Consider the following 17360-nt stretch of genomic DNA (forward strand, 5'->3'; position numbering starts at 1 on the left):
GCTTTGATATGAGTGATCAGAATTGATATGATATCTGTGTCTGGAGATTGAAGAGTTCTATATATGAGATGTTGCGAGGGAGGTTTTGGTATTGGCTATAGCGGAAGTGACGGTGATTCCGATTGGAACAGCAACAACGAGCTTAAGCTCTTATGTGGCCGAGATGCAGCGTATATTGAAACAACAGGACGGGATTACATATGAGCTGACTTCGATGAGCACCATCATAGAGGGCGAGCTGAATATGATCTGGCGAGCGATTGAAGCTCTGCATGAGGCGCCATTTCTATCTGGAGCCCAGCGCGTATCGACTTCGGTCAAGATTGATGACCGCAGGGATCAAGTCTCCTCCAGCAAGCAAAAGATTCAATCGGTGCAGGAAAAATTAGGCGGATAATCTTGCTTATTGCAAGGGATGTTCCGGCTAGGCTGGGACTTGTATTTTGCTGCTAAAGTATTATAATAATTTTGCTGTTCGTGGAGGCTTGTTTTCGAACCACATATGCTGGTGTAGCTCAGGGGTAGAGCAACGCACTCGTAATGCGTAGGTCGGGGGTTCAATTCCCTTCACCAGCATGTTCATTGCAAGGAGATCATATCCTGATTTCTGGCTGGAATGATATAAAAATGGCGCCGCAAGGCGTGCTTTTTGTGCCCCTGGGTGATCCGGGGGCTATTCTTGTTAAGGAGAGAGCGCCCTATCATTCGGCATTTTATATCATATATTACATAGTAAGCGATTCATATTATTCGAGTTTGTTCGTGGCCTTCGCTGTCGAAAAGATGAAACGGGCTGCGGCTCGGAAAGATGAGGTGAAGGGAGATGAAGAAGGTATTTATTGATCCAGGCCACGGTGGAAAAGATACCGGAGCGGCTGCTCATGGTCTGTTGGAAAAGGACATCGTGCTAGCGGTGTCCCTGAGCGTGAAAAACCGGCTGGAGGCCGAGTACAATGGCGTGCAGGTGCTGCTCTCCAGATCTGCGGATGTTTTTCCTACGCTAATGGAGCGGACCGAGGCGGCTAACAAGGCTGGGGTAGATATCCTGGTTTCCGTCCACTGTAATGCAGGAGGAGGAGCCGGTGGCTTCGAATCCTATAAGTACACGCATACGTCGGCTGCAACAGCCTCTTTGCAAAATGTGCTTCATACCGAGATCATGACGGCCTTAAAGCCTTTTAACGTAATCGACAGGGGGCAGAAGGCAAAGAACCTGCACATGGTCCGTGAATCGAACATGCCTGCGGTACTGACAGAAAATTTGTTTGTTGATGTTGCCGCGGATGCAGCCAAGCTTAAGAGAGAGGATGTCGTGGGTGCCCTCATCGATGGTCATGTTGCCGGCATTGCAAAATATCTCGGGTTGCAAAAGAAGGAGGCGGCTGGTGAGGTGAGTGATAAGGTGAATGTTATTGTAAACGGCAAACCAATTCAGGATGGCAAGCTGATTAACGGGGTGACCTATGTACCGCTTCGGGCGACTGCCGAGGCACTGGGTGCAACCGTGGGATGGGACAATAAAACAAAGACAGCAACGATAACAAAGGAGACATAACCCATAACCCATGAGCCAATCGTCCAGCCACATTTTAGTTCCCCTTAATTAAAATTTAATCTCCCATTAAGATTCGCAGCATATAATAAAAGCACCCCTTAAAAAATATATCAGAAGCCCCTCTAACTTCGGTTAGAGGGGCTTCTTTGGTCTTCTGCTCTTTCGATCCTCTGCTCTTTCGATCCTCAACTAGACCTTAGTGTGGACCTGATATTCTGCCAACATTATTTAGAATCCCAGCCATTTCGTGATATAGGCGGATACGGCTAATTCCTGAAAATCCTTCCAGCTTCGAAATGGGGTATGTTCAACGATAAACGGGTTAATCGTACTTCCTTGTATGAATATGTCAAAATCTTCATCCGTGCTTCCCTCGTAACCAGCAGCTTTCAGCAAGTGATCTATGGAAGAAAACTTGGTATGCCGTTGAATAAATGATTCCGAGAACAGTTCTTCCACGGGCACCTCTTGTTTCATATCTGAGAGCTTTGAGGCATTTTCTCGAATTTCCAATAGCTTCTCTTCATCCAGTCCGTCTAATCCACTGATCCCAGTATTCATTATGCCCACCTCCAAAAAGTTGCACGTCACTCTATTATACATATACGAGTATGCTGAATTATGGGATTCGATTTTTTTTGAAGCGGGTCTTGACTTGGAAGATTTATATAGGAATAAAAAAATAAATGAGCTTTCTTCATAGTCATGTCCAACCGGGAAATTTCGCGTGGCTGCGACATTTATGTATCATGCATTCCTGAATAAACGCACATCCCATTATAATTATTCTTTACCTAGGAATGGCTGTGGTTTTCATGTAGACTGGTAATGATTTACTGCCAACATGCCTTGTTTTTTTGGGTGATGGAGGTTTGTACATACTTGCTTGCATATGGGGGTGGGCACTGTGCCCAAAAAAGAAAAGGTTTCTATGTCGTGGCTGCTGCGATATTTGAAGCCGGTCAAAGGACGACTGCTGCTTCTGCTTATTATGCTGTTGACGTCGACAGGCTTGCAGCTGCTGAATCCGCAGATTATTAAACGGTTTATCGATACGGCAGCTGGTGGCGGTGTTCTGGCCAGCCTGATTCAGCTGGCGGGATTATTCCTGGTTGTGGCTGTCATTAACCAGCTGATTACGGTGGCTGTCAGTTATCTGGGTAACGATATTTCGTGGCGTGCAACGAACCGGCTGCGTGGCGATCTTTTGAAGCATTGCCTGCGTCTGGATATGCGGTTTCATAACGTCAAGACGCCAGGCGAAATGATTGAGCGAGTCGATGGTGATGTTACCAGCATCTCGAATTTTTTTGCGATGTTTATCGTGCAGGTCATCGGCAGTTTTGTGCTGTTGGCCGGGATATTGGGGTTCATGTTCACGGTGAGTCTGCCTATCGCCATCGTCATGTCGGTCTTCACGCTGCTGTCGATTCTGTTTATGGTGTTCATCCGGAACATGGGCGTTAATTCATCCAAAAGCGAACGGGAAGCCAGTGCTTCGCTGTTCGGCTTGATTGAAGAGCGTATCGCAGGCATTGAGGACGTTCAGGCGAACGGCAATGTACCGTACGTAATGAATCGGTTTCACCGCTTGATGCGCAGTGTATTCCTGAAAGGGAGAAAAGCCTGGATGCTGCGGGTCATTCCCTGGAATACCACGGTTGTTCTGTTTGCCCTTGCCGTTACCGCTGTGCTGTTACTGGGGGTCCGTTATTATCTGATTGGCGAGATTACGCTGGGAACCCTGTTCCTGATCTATCAATATACACAGATGCTGAACGACCCGATTGAGATGCTGGGCGATCAGGTGCAAGAGTTTCAAAAGGCAAAATCCGGCATGCTCCGCTCCAGGGAACTCCTGTCCAACAAGAGCGAGATTGTGGACGGAGAGCAAGAAGAGCTTCCCGAGGGTGCGCTCGGATTGGAGTTTGAGGGAGTTAACTTCAGCTACAACGAAGATAAACCGGTGCTGCAAGACATTAATTTTACCGTTAAGCCGGGTGAACGTCTTGGCATTATCGGGCGCACCGGAAGCGGGAAGTCAAGCCTAAGCCGAATTCTGCTGCGCCTGTACAACATCGACAGCGGGGTAATCCGCGTGGGAGGTACCGATATTACGAAGCTGAAGCTGCCTGCGCTGTACCGCCGGGTCGGTATGGTAACGCAGGACGTGCAGCTGTTTGATGGGTCGCTGCGCGACAACCTGACGTTGTTTGATAAGGGTGTATCCGACGCGTTCATTCTGGAAACGACGGAGCGTCTTGGACTTCGTCAGTGGATCGATGCACAGCCGGAGGGCCTGGAAACGCATCTGACAACAGGCGGATCCTCGCTGTCTGCCGGGGAAGCACAGCTGTTCGCTTTAACCCGGGTATTCCTGACGCAGCCGAGCCTGGTGATTCTGGATGAACCCTCTTCACGCCTGGATGCCGCAACGGAAACGATGCTGCAGGTAGCTGTGGATCAGCTGATGAGCCGTTGTACGGGCATCATTATTGCGCATCGTCTGGCCACGCTGGAGCAGGTGGATAAAATTATGGTGCTGGGTGACGGAAGGATTCTGGAATTCGGCTCACGGGAAGAACTTGCACAAGATCCGGCTTCACATTATGCCAGACTGCTGATTACGGGCAGAGAGGAGGAGCTTGCATGACGATTACCGGATTTATCGGGCGTTTGTTTCGCTACCGGCCATCTTTATTTATCGTGAACGGAATTCTATGGTGTATCTTTCATTCACTGCCTTTGTTAATTGGGCTTGGCATGCAGTGGTTCTTTGATCGGGCAACGGCGAACTCTACGGATTACGTGTGGCTTGCCATGCCGCTCATCTTCATTGCGGTTGTCAGGTTCTCCCGCGTAGGCACATTCTTCGCCGCGTTCTACGCCTGGGTAACGTATATCTATCACATTCAGGCTATTCTGCGAACCAATATGCTGGCAGGCATCATGCGCTGGCCAGGACGAAATCTGCCAGCATCGCCGGGGGAGGCGATGAGCCGCTTCCGCGATGACGTGGATGAGGTTGTAGAGTATGCGGAGTCGTGGGTGGACTTCTGGGGACGACTCGTGTTCGCGATTGTCTCCGTTGCAGTCATGGCAAGCATCAACTGGAAGATCATGCTGGTAGCCGTCCTGCCACTCGTGGTGGTGACACTGCTGAACAATCTCTCCGGTAACCGGGCTCGCCGCTACGGGCTGAAGAACCGTGAAGCGACGGGGCGGATTACGAGTTTCATCGCAGAAACCTTTGGTGCCGTTCAAGCTTTGAAGCTGGGACAGGCCGAAGATCATGTTCATGAGCGCTTCACGAAGCTGAATGAAGACCGCCGTCAGGCAGCGCTGAAGGATAATCTGTTTAAACAGTGGATGAGATCCCTGAACCAGCATGTATTAAGCATCTGCACGGGTCTGATTCTGTTGATGTGCGCTGCTGAAATGCAGGCCGGACATTTTACCGTCGGAGATTTTGCGTTGTTTACGACATATCTGGCGAATATCGGCTTCAGTATTTCATTGTTCGGTTATATGGTGTTCCAGCACAAGCGGCTTAAGGTTTCCTTTGACCGGATGCGGTCACTGTTTCGCCCGGGTGAGGAAGATCAGATTATTGAGGCTCGGGAAACGTACCTGAACGAAGATCCGCCGGAACTGCCTGTCATCACCAGAGAACCGGGGGAGAAGCTGAAAGAGCTTGAAGTCAGGAACCTATCCTATCATTATCCGAATTCGGAGAATGGAATATCGGATATTAATCTCCGTCTGGAGCGCGGCAAATTTCTGGTGGTCACCGGACGAATCGGGGCTGGCAAATCGACACTGGTTCGGACATTGCTCGGACTGCTGCCAAAAGAGGAGGGCTCGATCCGCTGGAACGGAGAAGAGGTCGATCCGGCCACCTTCCTCATGCCGCCTCGCGCAGCGTATACACCACAGGTTCCACGACTGTTCAGCGATCCTCTAAGAGAGAATATTGTGCAGGGGAAAAAGGATCGGGCAGAGGAATCTCTCGAACGGGCCATTCGTCTTGCCGTCATGGAGAAGGACATCGAGAACCTGGATAAGGGACTGGAGACGTTTGTCGGCCCGAGGGGCGTCATGCTGTCCGGCGGACAGATTCAGCGCGCGGCTACGGCGCGTATGCTGATGACGGGTGCGGATCTGTTTATCTTTGATGATCTGTCCAGCGCGCTCGATGTGGAGACGGAGCAGTTGGTGTGGGATGGACTGTTCAAGGAGCGTGACGTTACTTGTATTGCGGTATCGCACCGCAGGGCGGCTCTCTCGAAGGCAGATCATATCATCGTCATGAAGGATGGCAGGATCGAGGCTGAAGGCAGCCTGGCGGATCTGCTTGCCACAAGCGAAGAGATGCAGCTGTTATGGCAAGGTGAACAATCCGCTGTCGAGGTGGAAGCCGCGGCAGGAGATGAAGTCGAGGTAAGCAAGATATAACCGCACAGGAATGCAGATTTGGAATTGGGGACTTTTTGAATTGAGCAAGCATCGATTATGGCAGCTTCCGTCCGTCGGGAGCTGCCATTTTTGTATGTCTTGGGAGTATGCAACATGATGGGCCGTGTGTAACGCTGCCGTTAATCGCCATCCCCTGATTCTATTATTTTGCTCACAAGAATAAGGATATAAATACAAGCCGGTCGATAGACTGATGGAATAGGATGTAGGAGATCAATAGGGAAGGTGGGTTTACGATGGAATGGAGTGTCATTTTTCAATTGATTGACCCGCGGCTGTTCATGGTTGTTGCTGCCTGCTGGGTGATCGGATATGTGCTGAAGCAAACGCCTAAGGTTCCGAACTGGAGCATTGTATACGTAGTTATTGTGGTCTCCATCCTGTTTACTGCCGGCCTGATTGGCTGGAGCGTAGAAAATATCATTCAGGGTATACTCGCAGGAGCATTTGCCGTATTCGGACATCAGGCCGTTAAACAGACGGCGGAGGCCATTGCGACAAGGAAGAAGTAAGGGCTCGCTTGGGCAGGGAGCATACCCTGTCCTTTCCATTTGCTGCAACGATCTATGCTGCCGTGCGTAATAATCAGGATAAACAGAACACGGTGACGGAGGGAATACCATGAATAACGAATTTTATGTCGGATGGGGGACACTGGCATTAATCAATGCCGGGCTGGCCCAAGGAAAAAACAGAACGGGATTAAACTGGTTCCTGCTGTCTTTGCTGCTGGGGCCGCTCGCCACCCTGTTTCTTGTCCTGTCAGCGAAAAGATAAACTGGGCCATAAAAGAGCCGCCTCCCGGGAGGCGGCTCTTATCGTATTACATCCGCTGAAACATAGCGGTGTCACGGCTGTAGTGAGTGAGATATCCTGTTTCTTCATTGCGGATGCGGACGACATCCGGTGTGTAGCATTCAATATACCCTCGTTCAATCTCCACGTAAACGCTTGCGGGATCTTCCTCCCATACGGAAACCAGTGTTTCCGATAAGGCGGCAGCAAAAAAGTGGACGTCCTGTGATAGGTACCGGCTATTGCGGTCTGTATTCATTTCATATCCCCTTGATGGTTAGAATCTGATAAAATTTGGTCTACTAATTCATGCATTCCCTTCCAGGAATCCTTCAGAATAAATTCATGCTGAATGCGGGCGTTCCAGGGACGCGGAATCAGAATCGTTTGTTTTCCGGCTTTTCTCGCGGCAATCGCATTATGGGGTCCATCATCAATAAGCAGGTCGAACTCCACCAAATCCTTGCGTTTGGCTACGAAAAAATTCTCGAATGGAATAAAAGGCATGTGCATTTGCAGCCATCTCCACTTCTCCGGCACCGAGGAGGGGCGGGCTGCGGTTACAACAATGACGTCATAATCATGTGTCATTCTGTGGACTTCGTCAATCGTATATTCATCAAAAAGTTCAAGTTCTTCATATAAACCCGGTTTTCCGAAGAAGAATTCTTCCGAGCATTCAGGATGCCAAATCTCGTTCAGGTTGTAATCGGTAATCTGATCCAGCGTAAGCTGAGGATTTTTGTACTGCAGATTGTGATACTGAATGGCCTTGGGTATCAGATGGCAGATCGTATCATCCATATCAATGGCTACTATTTTTTTGCTCATATCATTACTACTCTCCTGTAATCATGAAATCTGGAATCAATGATTTTCGTTATTGTAATGGACAAGCTCAGAATTGGCAAATCGAAATCAGAAATGGAACAATATAGGATTTATATAATCCTGACACATTACTATTTAAGTATAGCATTAATATAGCCTGCAACCTTCCTGTTATTTCCTTGCCCAGGGAATATCGCGATAAATCATAAACTCTTTCATCCATTATGACAGTACATGTCATAATTCCCCTTCTATAATTAGCGTATTACAGGGATGTGGGAGGAAACGCCATGCCGCAAGAATATATCCGGATTCGTGGAGCCCGGGAGAATAATCTGAAGAATGTTTCGCTGCAAATCCCAAAACGGAAGATTACGGTGTTTACCGGGGTATCCGGTTCAGGCAAATCTTCGATCGTGTTTGATACCATCAGTTCAGAGGCTCAGAGACTGCTCAATGAGACCTTTACCGCTTTTGTCCGCAATCGTCTCCCGCGGCATAGCCAGCCTGATGTTGATGCAATCGAGAACTTGTCTACGGCCATTGTCATTGACCAGAAGCATCTGGGTGGCAATTCGCGTTCAACGCTGGGGACGATTACCGATCTGTATGCCATACTCCGTCTGTTGTTTTCCAGGGTGGGGCAGCCGTTTGTGGGGTACTCCAATGTTTTTTCTTTTAACGACCCGCAGGGCATGTGCCCGGAATGTCAGGGAATTGGCAAGAAGGTGGAACTGGATCTCAATAAACTGCTGGATACGACCAAATCCTTGAATGAGGGGGCGGTGCGGTTTCCCATTTTTTCGGTGGATAGCTGGTATTTGAAGAATTACACGCTGTCCGGTTTTTTTGATAATGACAAGAAGCTGGCCGACTATTCCGAAGCGGAGTGGAATCTTCTCCTGTACGGCAAGGAGGGTAAGGTGAGGTTTCCGTCCAAGGGAGGACCGGTGGAGTCTGACTTTGAAGGTCTTGTGCTGAAATTCAATCGGCTCTATATCGAGCGCGACAGCAGCGAGTTGTCCGAAAGAACCTTGAATCACGTGAAGAACTTTATTGCGCACGGCACCTGCCCGTTATGCCAAGGAACACGGCTGAGCCAAGCAGCATTGAGCTGCAGAATTAATGGGTATAACATCGCCGAGTGTGCAGCCATGGAGATCGGAGAGTTGAGAAAGGTCATTATGGGGATTACGGCCCCGGTAGCCGCCGGTATGGTGGCAAGCTTATCGGAGCGTCTGCAGCACCTGGTGGATATGGGACTGGACTATCTTACGCTGAGCAGGGAGACCACCACGCTGTCCGGAGGAGAATCGCAGCGGGTGAAGATGGTCAGGCATCTGGGCAGCAGTTTGACGGATATGATGTATATTTTTGATGAGCCGAGTGTCGGTCTGCATCCAAGGGATGTTCACCGTCTGAACGGGATGTTGATGAAACTTCGTGACAAGGGCAATACGGTGCTGGTGGTGGAACATGACCGTGATGTGATTGGGATTGCCGACCATGTGGTGGACGTGGGACCGAATGCGGGTACCGGGGGAGGGGAAATTGTCTTCGAGGGTACGGTTGAGCAGCTGCATAGTCAGGGGGCAACGTTAACCGGGCAATATATGAGACGCTGCATGCCGATGAAAGAACATTTCCGGATGCCCACCGGGCAGATGCGGATTACCGATGCCAATCAGCATAACTTGAAAAATGTAACCGTGGATATTCCGGAAGGCGTATTGACAGTGGTAACGGGGGTAGCGGGATCCGGCAAAAGTTCACTGATTCACCATGCCTTCCTGTCCCAGCATCCTGAGGCTGTTGTCATCGACCAGTCCGCCGTCAGCACTTCGATTCGTTCCAATCCTGCCACCTACACGGGTATTATGGATGACATCCGAAGGTTGTTCGCCAAGGTTAACCATCAGAGTCCGTCCTTGTTCAGCTTCAATTCAAAAGGGGCATGCCCCGACTGCCGCGGACTCGGTTTCATTTACACCGACCTGGCATTTATGGAAGGCATCAAGACTCTGTGCGACACCTGTGACGGCAGGCGCTTTAAGGATGACGTGCTGGAGTATAAACTCCATGGAAAAATGATTACGGACGTGCTGGACATGACGGTGCTGCAGGCGCTCGATTTTTTCGAGAAAAAAGAGATCAGGCAGCGTCTGGCGACTCTGGACGATGTGGGCCTGCATTACCTGACGCTGGGACAGCCGCTGAGCACCCTGTCCGGTGGCGAATGCCAGCGCATCAAGTTGGCCAGCGAGCTGCACAAGCAGGGGAAGATCTATGTTATGGACGAGCCGACAACCGGGCTGCATATGTCAGATGTCGGACATTTGCTTGATATGATGAACCGACTGGTCGTTAACGGCAGCTCGGTGATCGTCATTGAACATAATCTGGATGTAATCCGCCAGGCGGATTGGATCATAGACCTTGGACCGGAGGGCGGCAGCGGAGGAGGCCGGGTGGTGTTTGAGGGAACCCCTGCTGAGCTGATTACAGCGGAACATTCCTTGACGGGAAAGTATGTGAAGGGATAACTGGACGAAGTCGCGTCAAGGAAGTGGCGCGTTGTTATAGCGGTGCAAGTCCCTAATAGGGACTTGGAGGAAGCCGCAGTGTAAACCATAGAATGGCTGGACCCCGTTTCCCCTTGGTCCAGCCATTCTATGGTTCTTAGGCTTATAAGATACCCTATAAGGCAATACTGTATGTTGCATCAGCCTGCAGGAAAAGGCAGGTGGGCTAGTCTTTTCCAGATGCGCGCAGGCAGGTCATGATTATGGGTCCACGAAGCAGCTTATCCAAATAGAATTAGCGCTATGAGCTTTATTTAAACGGGGGATACAACAATGCATAAAGTATGGTGGAAGGAAGCCGTTGCCTATGAAATTTATCCGCGCAGTTTCATGGATTCAAACGGAGACGGCATCGGAGATTTGCAAGGGGTTATGTCCCGTCTGGATTACTTGAAGGATCTAGGGATTGATATCATCTGGATCTGTCCCATCTATCGATCCTCTAACGACGACAACGGTTATGATATCAGCGATTATCAGGACATTATGACGGAGTTCGGGTCGATGGCCGACTTTGATCTGCTGATGACAGAAATCCATAAGCGGGGCATGCGTATTATTATGGATCTTGTCATCAACCATACCTCGGACGAGCATCCGTGGTTTATAGAGTCCCGTTCCTCCCGTGGCAATCCGAAGCGTGATTATTATATCTGGCGGGATGCCAGGAACGGGGCGGAGCCAAACAACTGGGAGTCGGTGTTTACAGGTTCCGCTTGGGAGTATGACGCACATACGGAGCAGTATTACCTCCACCTCTATTCCAAAAAGCAGCCCGATTTAAACATGGAGAATCCAATGGTCAGGCATGACCTGGTTCGCATGATCCGTTGGTGGCTGGATAAAGGGATCGATGGTTTTCGGGTGGATGCGATTACCCATATTAAGAAGCTTCCGGGATTACCGGATATGCCAAACCCGAACAATCTCCGTTACGTGGACTCCAACCCGGGTCACCGGAATATTGAGGGAATCCATGAGTTTCTCCAGCAATTTAAACGGGAAGCTTTTGCAGACTACGATATCATGACGGTTGGCGAAGCGAGCGGAATACCGATAACTGAAGCAGATCGCTGGATCGGGGAAACGAGCGGAGCATTGAACATGATTTTTCAGTTTGAGCACGTCAATCTGGATTTTGGTCCTGAAGGACGTTGGGATTATGCAACCTGGGATTTGGCTGAATGGAAGCGCATCATGAACAAATGGCAGACCGGTCTTGAGGGCGTAGGCTGGAATGCCCTGTATTTGGAAAACCATGATCAACCGCGCTCGGTATCCCGCTTTGGCGATCCGGTTCATTATCACAAGGAATCGTCCAAGATGCTGGCGACCTTTTTTATGTTAATGCAGGGAACGCCGTTTATTTACCAGGGGCAGGAAATCGGGATGACGAATGTGGAGTTTGCCGAGCTGAGTGATTACAGGGATGTCGAGATTTACAATTATTATCGAGAGCGGCTTCTTGACGGGAAGGACGTATCCGAGACGATGCGCAGAATAGCTTACCGGGCTCGGGACAATGCAAGGACGCCGATGCAGTGGGATGACACGCTCTATGGCGGCTTCTCAACCGTTGTGCCCTGGATCCGCTCCAATCCGAATTATCACGAGATCAATGTGGAGCAGCAGCTAACGGATCCTGATTCCATTTTGAATTACTATAAAGCATTGATTCGTCTGCGCAAATCCAGTGAAGTGCTGATCTACGGTAAATATCAGGCTTTACTTCAGGAGCATCCGGAAATATTCGCTTATTCCAGAACCTTAGGGAAGGAAAGCTATCTGATCGTGCTGAACTTTTATGGCAGAACGACAGATTTTCAGTTTCCAGCGGAATGGCGTGACCTTCTTCCGGAAGTTGTACTCTCGAATTATGATCGTTCTGACCGAAGTTTGAATCAATTCACTCTAAAGCCTTATGAAGCGATAGTTTATCGTGTAAACTAAGTAAGAAAGCGATTTCTTGAGATTAGAGGTGAATGCAGTTTGTCACAACTTAACATGATGTCTGCAGCGGTTCTTGATCGCCCTTTATCCATTGGGGTGAAGCAGGTCCCTATTCCGGAGCCGAAGCCGGATGAGGCCTTGATTCAGGTTTATTGCATTGGCATTTGCGGTTCGGATGTGCATTACTATGAGCACGGACGAATAGGCAGGTATGAGGTCAAAGAACCGTTGATTCTGGGACATGAGCTTGCAGGAGTTGTTGTAAAAACAGGAGAAAAGGTGACAAACGTGGCCGTCGGCGACCGTGTGGCCGTAGAGCCGGGTGTCACATGCGGGCGCTGCTCCTATTGTAAGAGCGGGCGCTACAACCTGTGTCCGGATGTTGTATTTATGGCCACGCCTCCGGTGGATGGGGCTTGGGCAGAATACGTGGCGGTTCGCAGCGATTTTCTGTTCCGTCTGCCGGATGAGATGTCCTTTGAAGAGGGCGCTTTGCTTGAGCCGCTGTCCGTAGGCCTCCATGCCGTCCGCCGCGGGCGTATCCGCCCGGAGGATCGAGTGTTTGTGCTCGGGCTGGGACCGATCGGTTTGCTGGCTATCGAAGCCGCCAAAATGTCCGGGGCCTCTCAGGTATATGGCAGCGACGTCGTTGAATACCGTCGTAATCTGGCCCTTCAGATGGGAGCTTCCGGCGTGATCAATCCACTGGAGGAGGACGTTACCGACCGCTTGTACGAACTTACGGGCGGCCAAGGGATTGATCTTATCATTGAAACATCCGGTAATGCCGGTGCCATCTCGGATTCGATCGGTTACGTGAATCGCGGGGGACGGATTGTATTTGTAGGCCTGCCGACACGCGATGCCATTCCGTTGGACATTGGCGCTTTGGTTGATGCCGAGCTGGATGTATTCGGGGTGTTCCGCTACGCGAACACTTATCCGGCCGCCATTCAGATGCTGCAGAACAAGGACAGCCGCATACGGGACATCATCACCCATCGGTTTTCGCTAGATCAGATTGAGGAGGCCGTCGAGCTAGCCAGAACGCAGAAGGATACCAGTGTAAAAGTCATGATCTATCCTCATCCAACCGCATAATATTCAGCTGAATTTTTCGAAAGAATGAGCAGGGCTCCGGGAAGGAGCCCTGCTTTTTTGTATGCATAATAAACTGTTGTAAATAGTTAAAAAGTCGGAATATCCTGAAATAATAAATAGACGACATGAACGGGAGGCTGGCAAATATGATTTGGAGCGGTGTACCGTGGTGGTGCTGAACACCGGAGCGGGAATCAAATATCCGAACACCGCGCGTGTGGAAGCTCTACCCCTGCAGCCGGAGAGTCGCTTCCGGGTCTGACACTCTCATAACGCTAAAGAGCGAAGTCGAATCCTATAAAAAGCACCGCTCCAACATTTGTCGGAGCGGTGCTTTTTTGATAATCCGGATTAGTCCGGGCGTTCATTGCTCATCCAGCTGTCGATGCGGAGATCATCGCTGTAGCTCTCACGAGCCGAGATTTCGCTGAGCTTCTGCTCGGCTTCTTCACGGGTATCAAATCCGCCAATGACCGCAATGAAGTTGCTGCTGGCGGTCTTGATGAAAGTCACATCGTCTTCAATATAAATCTCTTCAAGGATAGCGAGGGATTCCCCTTGCGGCATCTCTTCACTGCGAATGTAGAAGACCTCTTGCGGTGTTACCGGCTCGCCGGTAGAAGTGAGCTTCAGCTCGATATACCCAGGATCTTTATATTCGGAAACGGTATGTTTCACGCCATCCTTCAGTTCAACAACAAATCGCATGGCCGAATCATCCAAAATGACGTTTTCATAGACATCCTTCACGAGCGGGAGCGCCAGCATATCTTTTTTGATGGTTTCGTAATCAAAGTTTCGAACCCCGTTGAACGTAAAGATCAGACGGTTTGGCGCATCACGGTGATCCACAGTGTAGGCAGGTACGCTGGAAACGGACTGGCCCTCCTGGTCAAAATGAATCTTGAACACATCCTCGGAAGCTTCCGTTCCCACGGTAACACCGTCTGTGACTTCGCCTCCGCCTCCGAATTGGAGCACCTGAACGATGCTGCCCACTACGGGTACTTTGGATAGGGCATTAGCCACCGTCGGAATATTTATCACGAAGAGCAGGGCAACGGCTGCTGCAACAACGGAAGAGTACCTCATCATTCGCATGGATCTTTTACGTGCGGCTGCTTTTCTCTGAGCCGATTCCATAACGCTGGCAAGCTGGGCTGGGATTTCAATGTGTTCATAGCGTTCTTTTCCTGTCATAGACGATCGACCTCTCCCTCGATTAGATACGTTTTTAATTTACCGATAGTGCGGTAGAACTTGGTCTTGACGGTGTTCTCGGATAATGACAGCACATCCGCCATTTCTCGAAAGCGCAGATCCTCAAAAAATTTCAGAATGATATAGGTTTTTTCTTCTGGCATCAGTCTGTCCAGCGCATCATATAAATCCAGTTTTTCTTCCAGTGGCACGGCATGCTCGGCAGCTGCATAGTCTTGAGCGTGGTCTTCCATATAGGTAACCCGTTTTTTACGACCGAGATGGTCGATGGCAGCGTTAATGACAATTCGGGTCATCCAGGAATCAAAGTACTGCGGCGTATTCATCCGCTCATATGCGAGGTACCCCTTATAGGTCGCCTCCGATACGATATCCAGCGCCTCTTGCTCGTTTTTGACATAGCAATAGGCCACCCGATATAACTTGTTTCTGCATTTCTCAATATTTTCGCTGAACTGTTTTTGCTGCGATTCTTTCGCTCTCAGTTCACTCACCCCTAACTACTAGCACTAGTATTAATGTCATTGCACGAATTCGTTTGATCTATTCATTGGCTGGCTTGGATCATCTCAAGTACTTGAGTGCGCTGGACTGATCATTAGACCTTGGAGCCGGGCAAATAGTTTTAGCTTGGGACAAAAAATAGGCGAATGGGGAGATGTACCAGTAAAATCAGGGTCATCAAAAGCTGATACCGGCAGGGAAAGGGAGGGTCTGAAAAATAAGCCATTACCTTAACAGGAGTCTTTAATGATGTTACTATATTAAGCATATAAAATGTCTGGAGGCCAGAGTATGTAGGTTTTTCTACCCTAACCAACACAACTAAATACAGAATTGGGGTAGAAAGATGAAGAGGAAATCTTTTCGTTATCTCTGGGTGGGTCAGGCACTCGCCAACAGCGGCGATTTATTTTATATTGTCGGTTTGATGGCTATCGTTCATGGGATAACAGGATCTGCCATGTTTATGGCGTTGATTCCTTTTGCCACAACGATGGCACGGTTTATAAGCGGGAGCTTTGCGCCCATTTTAATGGATAAATACAATCTCAAGTCGCTGCTTGCTTCGTCTCAAATTGGAAAAACGGCCATGTTATTTCTATTGATCATGACCGACTATGCGCTGGGTGAGCAGGAGATGACGGTCTACGCCATTCTCGGATTCGTATTCCTCATCTCATTGCTTGATGGCTGGGCTGCGCCTGCAAGCCATGCCATGCTGCCGCGTCTCGTGGATACCAGCGAGTTAACGAAAGCGAACAGCTTCATAGCGCTTGTCGATCAGATGATTCAACTGGGCGGATGGGCCGTAGGAGGACTGCTGGTGGCAGCCCTTGGGGGCAGCAATGTGATATGGGTTACCTTTGTTCTGGCTGCGGCCGCCGCTATTTTCATGAGGCTGATCGAGGATCAGCATGAAACAACCCAAGGGCAGAAGGAAAAATCCGGAGTATCGCATTGGAGTTCGATCCAAGAAGGGTGGATACTCATTTGGAGGGAGCCCTCACTCCGGGCGATCCATGTGATTTTTGTGCTGGAGACGATTGCGGGTGTGATCTGGATTGCGGCTATCATCTATGTATATGTAGCGGAGGTGCTGCATAGGGAAGAGGCGTGGTGGGGTTACATCAATGCAAGCTTCTTCCTCGGGCTCATGCTTGGCGGACTGTTTGGAATGAGAGCTGCGGAGGTGATTGACCGCAACATCCGTCAGTTTGTAATTATCTCTTCCTTTGGCATCAGCTTCATGACGTTCGGCTTCGGACTTACCTCGTTGCCCTGGTTGGCACTCGTGTTCTCGGCCGGCTTTGGTATGTTCGAACAATTGAAGGCTGTTTCGCTACAAACCACCCTGCAGCGAAGTGTGTCCGTTCGATTGCTGCCCAAAGTGTATGCGGCTCAAAGTGCTCTGATATCGCTGGTATTCGGCGTGTCCACACTGCTGTTCGGCTTCATTACCGACCAATTCGGTGTGCGGGCTACGTATATCATTGCAGCTGCGATTATGTTCATTTCGGGCTGTTATGCCTTGCGGATACGTTCGAGATTACCGGAAATAGGTGAGGGGCTCCGCACAGATTCATCTCTGAATTAATGGAAAAAAGACGAGCTTAAAACTCGTCTTTTTTTGCATCCTTGAACAATCTGGTCATTGAAATAGGAGGCTCTCCCGTTGGATGCTGCGGGAGAGCCTCCTTGAATTGGTGTGGAGGTTACAGGGAAGGACCGATGGCAATCCAGGACATGAAGCCGTAGGCAAGATTGCAGTTTTGCTGACGGATCACTTCCAAGACGGCGCTGTTCTCGCGCTGGGACTTCAAGGAGATCTGGAAGCCCGGATTGTTGCTCATCCCTACTATGACATAATTAATTCCGGCAAAGGGCTCATCGAACTGGACGGTTACCTCGGTCAGTGCATCAGCTCCAAACACGAAAGGAGTCATTCCGAATTGCTGCAGCTTCGGCTGTCCAGCTATGCCGCGTATTGGAGTAAAGTCCAAGTGTTCTGTCGTGATAGTACCCTCAGCCAGCTGTTGTCCGGTAATCGTTCCATCGGCAACATGTGCTCCTGTGATGGAAACCTCTGCGATTTTTCCCCCAGTGATTGATCCTTCGTCTATGGTAAAGTTGCTGAAGACATCCGGGCTGAGATGGCTGCTGTCGATAGAGCCCTCGGCGATTTGAGTGCCGGTAAGGGAGCCGTCGGCAATTTGGATGCCGGATAGGGAGCCAGCGGCGATATGCTCTCCTGTAATAGTGGCCTCTGCAATTTTATCGCCCGTGATCGAGCATTCGTTTAAGGTGAAGTTGTCGAAGGCATCGGGAGCGAGATGACGGCTCTCGAT

The 17360-nt window shown here is 49.8% G+C and carries 17 protein-coding genes and 1 tRNA gene; 12 read left to right on the forward strand and 6 right to left on the reverse strand.

Annotated elements, in window-relative coordinates; translation table 11 throughout:
- The first annotated feature begins 91 nt into the window (after positions 1-91).
- From PVOR_RS05075 to PVOR_RS05090, 4 genes are all read left to right on the forward strand, one after another.
- Entirely contained in the window at positions 92-397 is a 306-nt protein-coding gene (locus PVOR_RS05075; protein WP_006208019.1) for an MTH1187 family thiamine-binding protein, read from the forward strand.
- Positions 398-504: 107 nt separating this feature from the next.
- Positions 505-576, forward strand: a tRNA-Thr gene (locus tag PVOR_RS05080).
- A 6-nt stretch (positions 577-582) separates the two neighbouring features.
- Positions 583-843 carry a hypothetical protein gene (locus PVOR_RS30545; protein WP_040680226.1) on the forward strand — a complete coding sequence of 87 codons (261 nt, stop codon included), beginning with the start codon at positions 583-585 and terminating at the stop codon, positions 841-843.
- A complete protein-coding gene (locus tag PVOR_RS05090) occupies positions 824-1555 on the forward strand; it encodes an N-acetylmuramoyl-L-alanine amidase (RefSeq protein ID WP_006208021.1) in 732 nt (243 codons plus the stop codon). The genes PVOR_RS30545 and PVOR_RS05090 overlap by 20 nt, the downstream gene beginning before the upstream one ends.
- Before the next feature lie 228 nt (positions 1556-1783).
- Here the strand turns inward: PVOR_RS05090 and PVOR_RS05095 are convergent, their stop codons facing one another.
- Positions 1784-2116: a hypothetical protein gene (locus PVOR_RS05095; protein WP_006208022.1), complete on the reverse strand. Its 333-nt coding sequence runs from the start codon at positions 2114-2116 to the stop codon at positions 1784-1786.
- A gap of 346 nt (positions 2117-2462) precedes the next feature.
- Here PVOR_RS05095 and PVOR_RS05100 point away from each other — a divergent pair, with 346 nt between their 5' ends.
- From PVOR_RS05100 to PVOR_RS30945, 4 genes are all read left to right on the forward strand, one after another.
- A complete protein-coding gene (locus PVOR_RS05100; RefSeq protein ID WP_036644115.1) occupies positions 2463-4208 on the forward strand; it encodes an ABC transporter ATP-binding protein in 1746 nt (581 codons plus the stop codon).
- Positions 4205-6010 (forward strand): ABC transporter ATP-binding protein, encoded by a 1806-nt coding sequence (locus tag PVOR_RS05105; RefSeq protein WP_006208024.1) that lies wholly within the window; start codon positions 4205-4207, stop codon positions 6008-6010. Before PVOR_RS05100 ends, PVOR_RS05105 begins: the two co-directional genes overlap by 4 nt.
- Before the next feature lie 257 nt (positions 6011-6267).
- Positions 6268-6543 carry a phage holin family protein gene (locus PVOR_RS05110; protein WP_006208025.1) on the forward strand — a complete coding sequence of 92 codons (276 nt, stop codon included), beginning with the start codon at positions 6268-6270 and terminating at the stop codon, positions 6541-6543.
- Positions 6544-6652: 109 nt separating this feature from the next.
- Positions 6653-6808 (forward strand): hypothetical protein, encoded by a 156-nt coding sequence (locus PVOR_RS30945; protein WP_006208027.1) that lies wholly within the window; start codon positions 6653-6655, stop codon positions 6806-6808.
- A gap of 46 nt (positions 6809-6854) precedes the next feature.
- Here PVOR_RS30945 and PVOR_RS05115 read toward each other — a convergent pair whose 3' ends face one another.
- Positions 6855-7085 carry a hypothetical protein gene (locus tag PVOR_RS05115; protein ID WP_006208028.1) on the reverse strand — a complete coding sequence of 77 codons (231 nt, stop codon included), beginning with the start codon at positions 7083-7085 and terminating at the stop codon, positions 6855-6857.
- Complete coding sequence (locus PVOR_RS05120) at positions 7082-7657, reverse strand: 5' nucleotidase, NT5C type (protein ID WP_006208029.1); 576 nt, start codon at positions 7655-7657, stop codon at positions 7082-7084. Before PVOR_RS05120 ends, PVOR_RS05115 begins: the two co-directional genes overlap by 4 nt.
- A 290-nt stretch (positions 7658-7947) precedes the next feature.
- Here PVOR_RS05120 and PVOR_RS05125 point away from each other — a divergent pair, with 290 nt between their 5' ends.
- The 3 genes from PVOR_RS05125 to PVOR_RS05135 all read left to right on the forward strand — a co-directional run bounded on the left by PVOR_RS05125 (position 7948) and on the right by PVOR_RS05135 (position 13290).
- Positions 7948-10200 (forward strand): ATP-binding cassette domain-containing protein, encoded by a 2253-nt coding sequence (locus PVOR_RS05125; RefSeq protein WP_006208030.1) that lies wholly within the window; start codon positions 7948-7950, stop codon positions 10198-10200.
- A 312-nt stretch (positions 10201-10512) separates the two neighbouring features.
- Positions 10513-12189 (forward strand): glycoside hydrolase family 13 protein, encoded by a 1677-nt coding sequence (locus PVOR_RS05130; RefSeq protein ID WP_006208031.1) that lies wholly within the window; start codon positions 10513-10515, stop codon positions 12187-12189.
- Positions 12190-12228: 39 nt separating this feature from the next.
- On the forward strand, positions 12229-13290 hold the full coding sequence (locus PVOR_RS05135; protein WP_006208032.1) for an NAD(P)-dependent alcohol dehydrogenase: 1062 nt from the start codon (positions 12229-12231) through the stop codon (positions 13288-13290).
- Between the two features lie 351 nt (positions 13291-13641).
- On the opposite strand, the gene PVOR_RS05140 is transcribed toward PVOR_RS05135, so the two are convergent.
- Both PVOR_RS05140 and PVOR_RS05145 read right to left on the reverse strand, forming a co-directional pair.
- Positions 13642-14490, reverse strand: coding sequence for a hypothetical protein (locus tag PVOR_RS05140; RefSeq protein WP_006208034.1), 849 nt, complete (start codon positions 14488-14490; stop codon positions 13642-13644).
- Positions 14487-15005, reverse strand: coding sequence for a sigma-70 family RNA polymerase sigma factor (locus tag PVOR_RS05145; RefSeq protein ID WP_006208035.1), 519 nt, complete (start codon positions 15003-15005; stop codon positions 14487-14489). The genes PVOR_RS05140 and PVOR_RS05145 overlap by 4 nt, the downstream gene beginning before the upstream one ends.
- Positions 15006-15361: 356 nt before the next feature.
- On the opposite strand from PVOR_RS05145, the gene PVOR_RS05150 reads away from it, so the two are divergent.
- The gene (locus PVOR_RS05150; RefSeq protein ID WP_006208036.1) at positions 15362-16609 is read left to right on the forward strand and encodes an MFS transporter; all 1248 of its coding nucleotides are present in this window, start codon (positions 15362-15364) and stop codon (positions 16607-16609) included.
- A 118-nt stretch (positions 16610-16727) separates the two neighbouring features.
- Here the strand turns inward: PVOR_RS05150 and PVOR_RS05155 are convergent.
- A partial coding sequence (locus PVOR_RS05155; RefSeq protein WP_006208037.1) for a WIAG-tail domain occupies positions 16728-17360 on the reverse strand: 633 nt, incomplete at its 5' end.

Source organism: Paenibacillus vortex V453 (assembly GCF_000193415.1).
GTDB lineage: Bacteria > Bacillota > Bacilli > Paenibacillales > Paenibacillaceae > Paenibacillus_AQ > Paenibacillus_AQ glucanolyticus.

Excerpts from the sequence above, each read along its gene's own strand:
- PVOR_RS05090 (WP_006208021.1), top strand. The coding sequence starts at position 824 with ATGAAGAAGGTATTTATTGATCCAGGCCACGGTGGAAAAGATACCGGA.
- PVOR_RS05095 (WP_006208022.1), bottom strand. The coding sequence starts at position 2,116 with ATGAATACTGGGATCAGTGGATTAGACGGACTGGATGAAGAGAAGCTA.
- PVOR_RS05105 (WP_006208024.1), top strand. The coding sequence starts at position 4,205 with ATGACGATTACCGGATTTATCGGGCGTTTGTTTCGCTACCGGCCATCT.
- PVOR_RS05110 (WP_006208025.1), top strand. The coding sequence starts at position 6,268 with ATGGAATGGAGTGTCATTTTTCAATTGATTGACCCGCGGCTGTTCATG.
- PVOR_RS30945 (WP_006208027.1), top strand. The coding sequence starts at position 6,653 with ATGAATAACGAATTTTATGTCGGATGGGGGACACTGGCATTAATCAAT.
- PVOR_RS05115 (WP_006208028.1), bottom strand. The coding sequence starts at position 7,085 with ATGAATACAGACCGCAATAGCCGGTACCTATCACAGGACGTCCACTTT.
- PVOR_RS05120 (WP_006208029.1), bottom strand. The coding sequence starts at position 7,657 with ATGAGCAAAAAAATAGTAGCCATTGATATGGATGATACGATCTGCCAT.
- PVOR_RS05125 (WP_006208030.1), top strand. The coding sequence starts at position 7,948 with ATGCCGCAAGAATATATCCGGATTCGTGGAGCCCGGGAGAATAATCTG.
- PVOR_RS05130 (WP_006208031.1), top strand. The coding sequence starts at position 10,513 with ATGCATAAAGTATGGTGGAAGGAAGCCGTTGCCTATGAAATTTATCCG.
- PVOR_RS05140 (WP_006208034.1), bottom strand. The coding sequence starts at position 14,490 with ATGACAGGAAAAGAACGCTATGAACACATTGAAATCCCAGCCCAGCTT.
- PVOR_RS05150 (WP_006208036.1), top strand. The coding sequence starts at position 15,362 with ATGAAGAGGAAATCTTTTCGTTATCTCTGGGTGGGTCAGGCACTCGCC.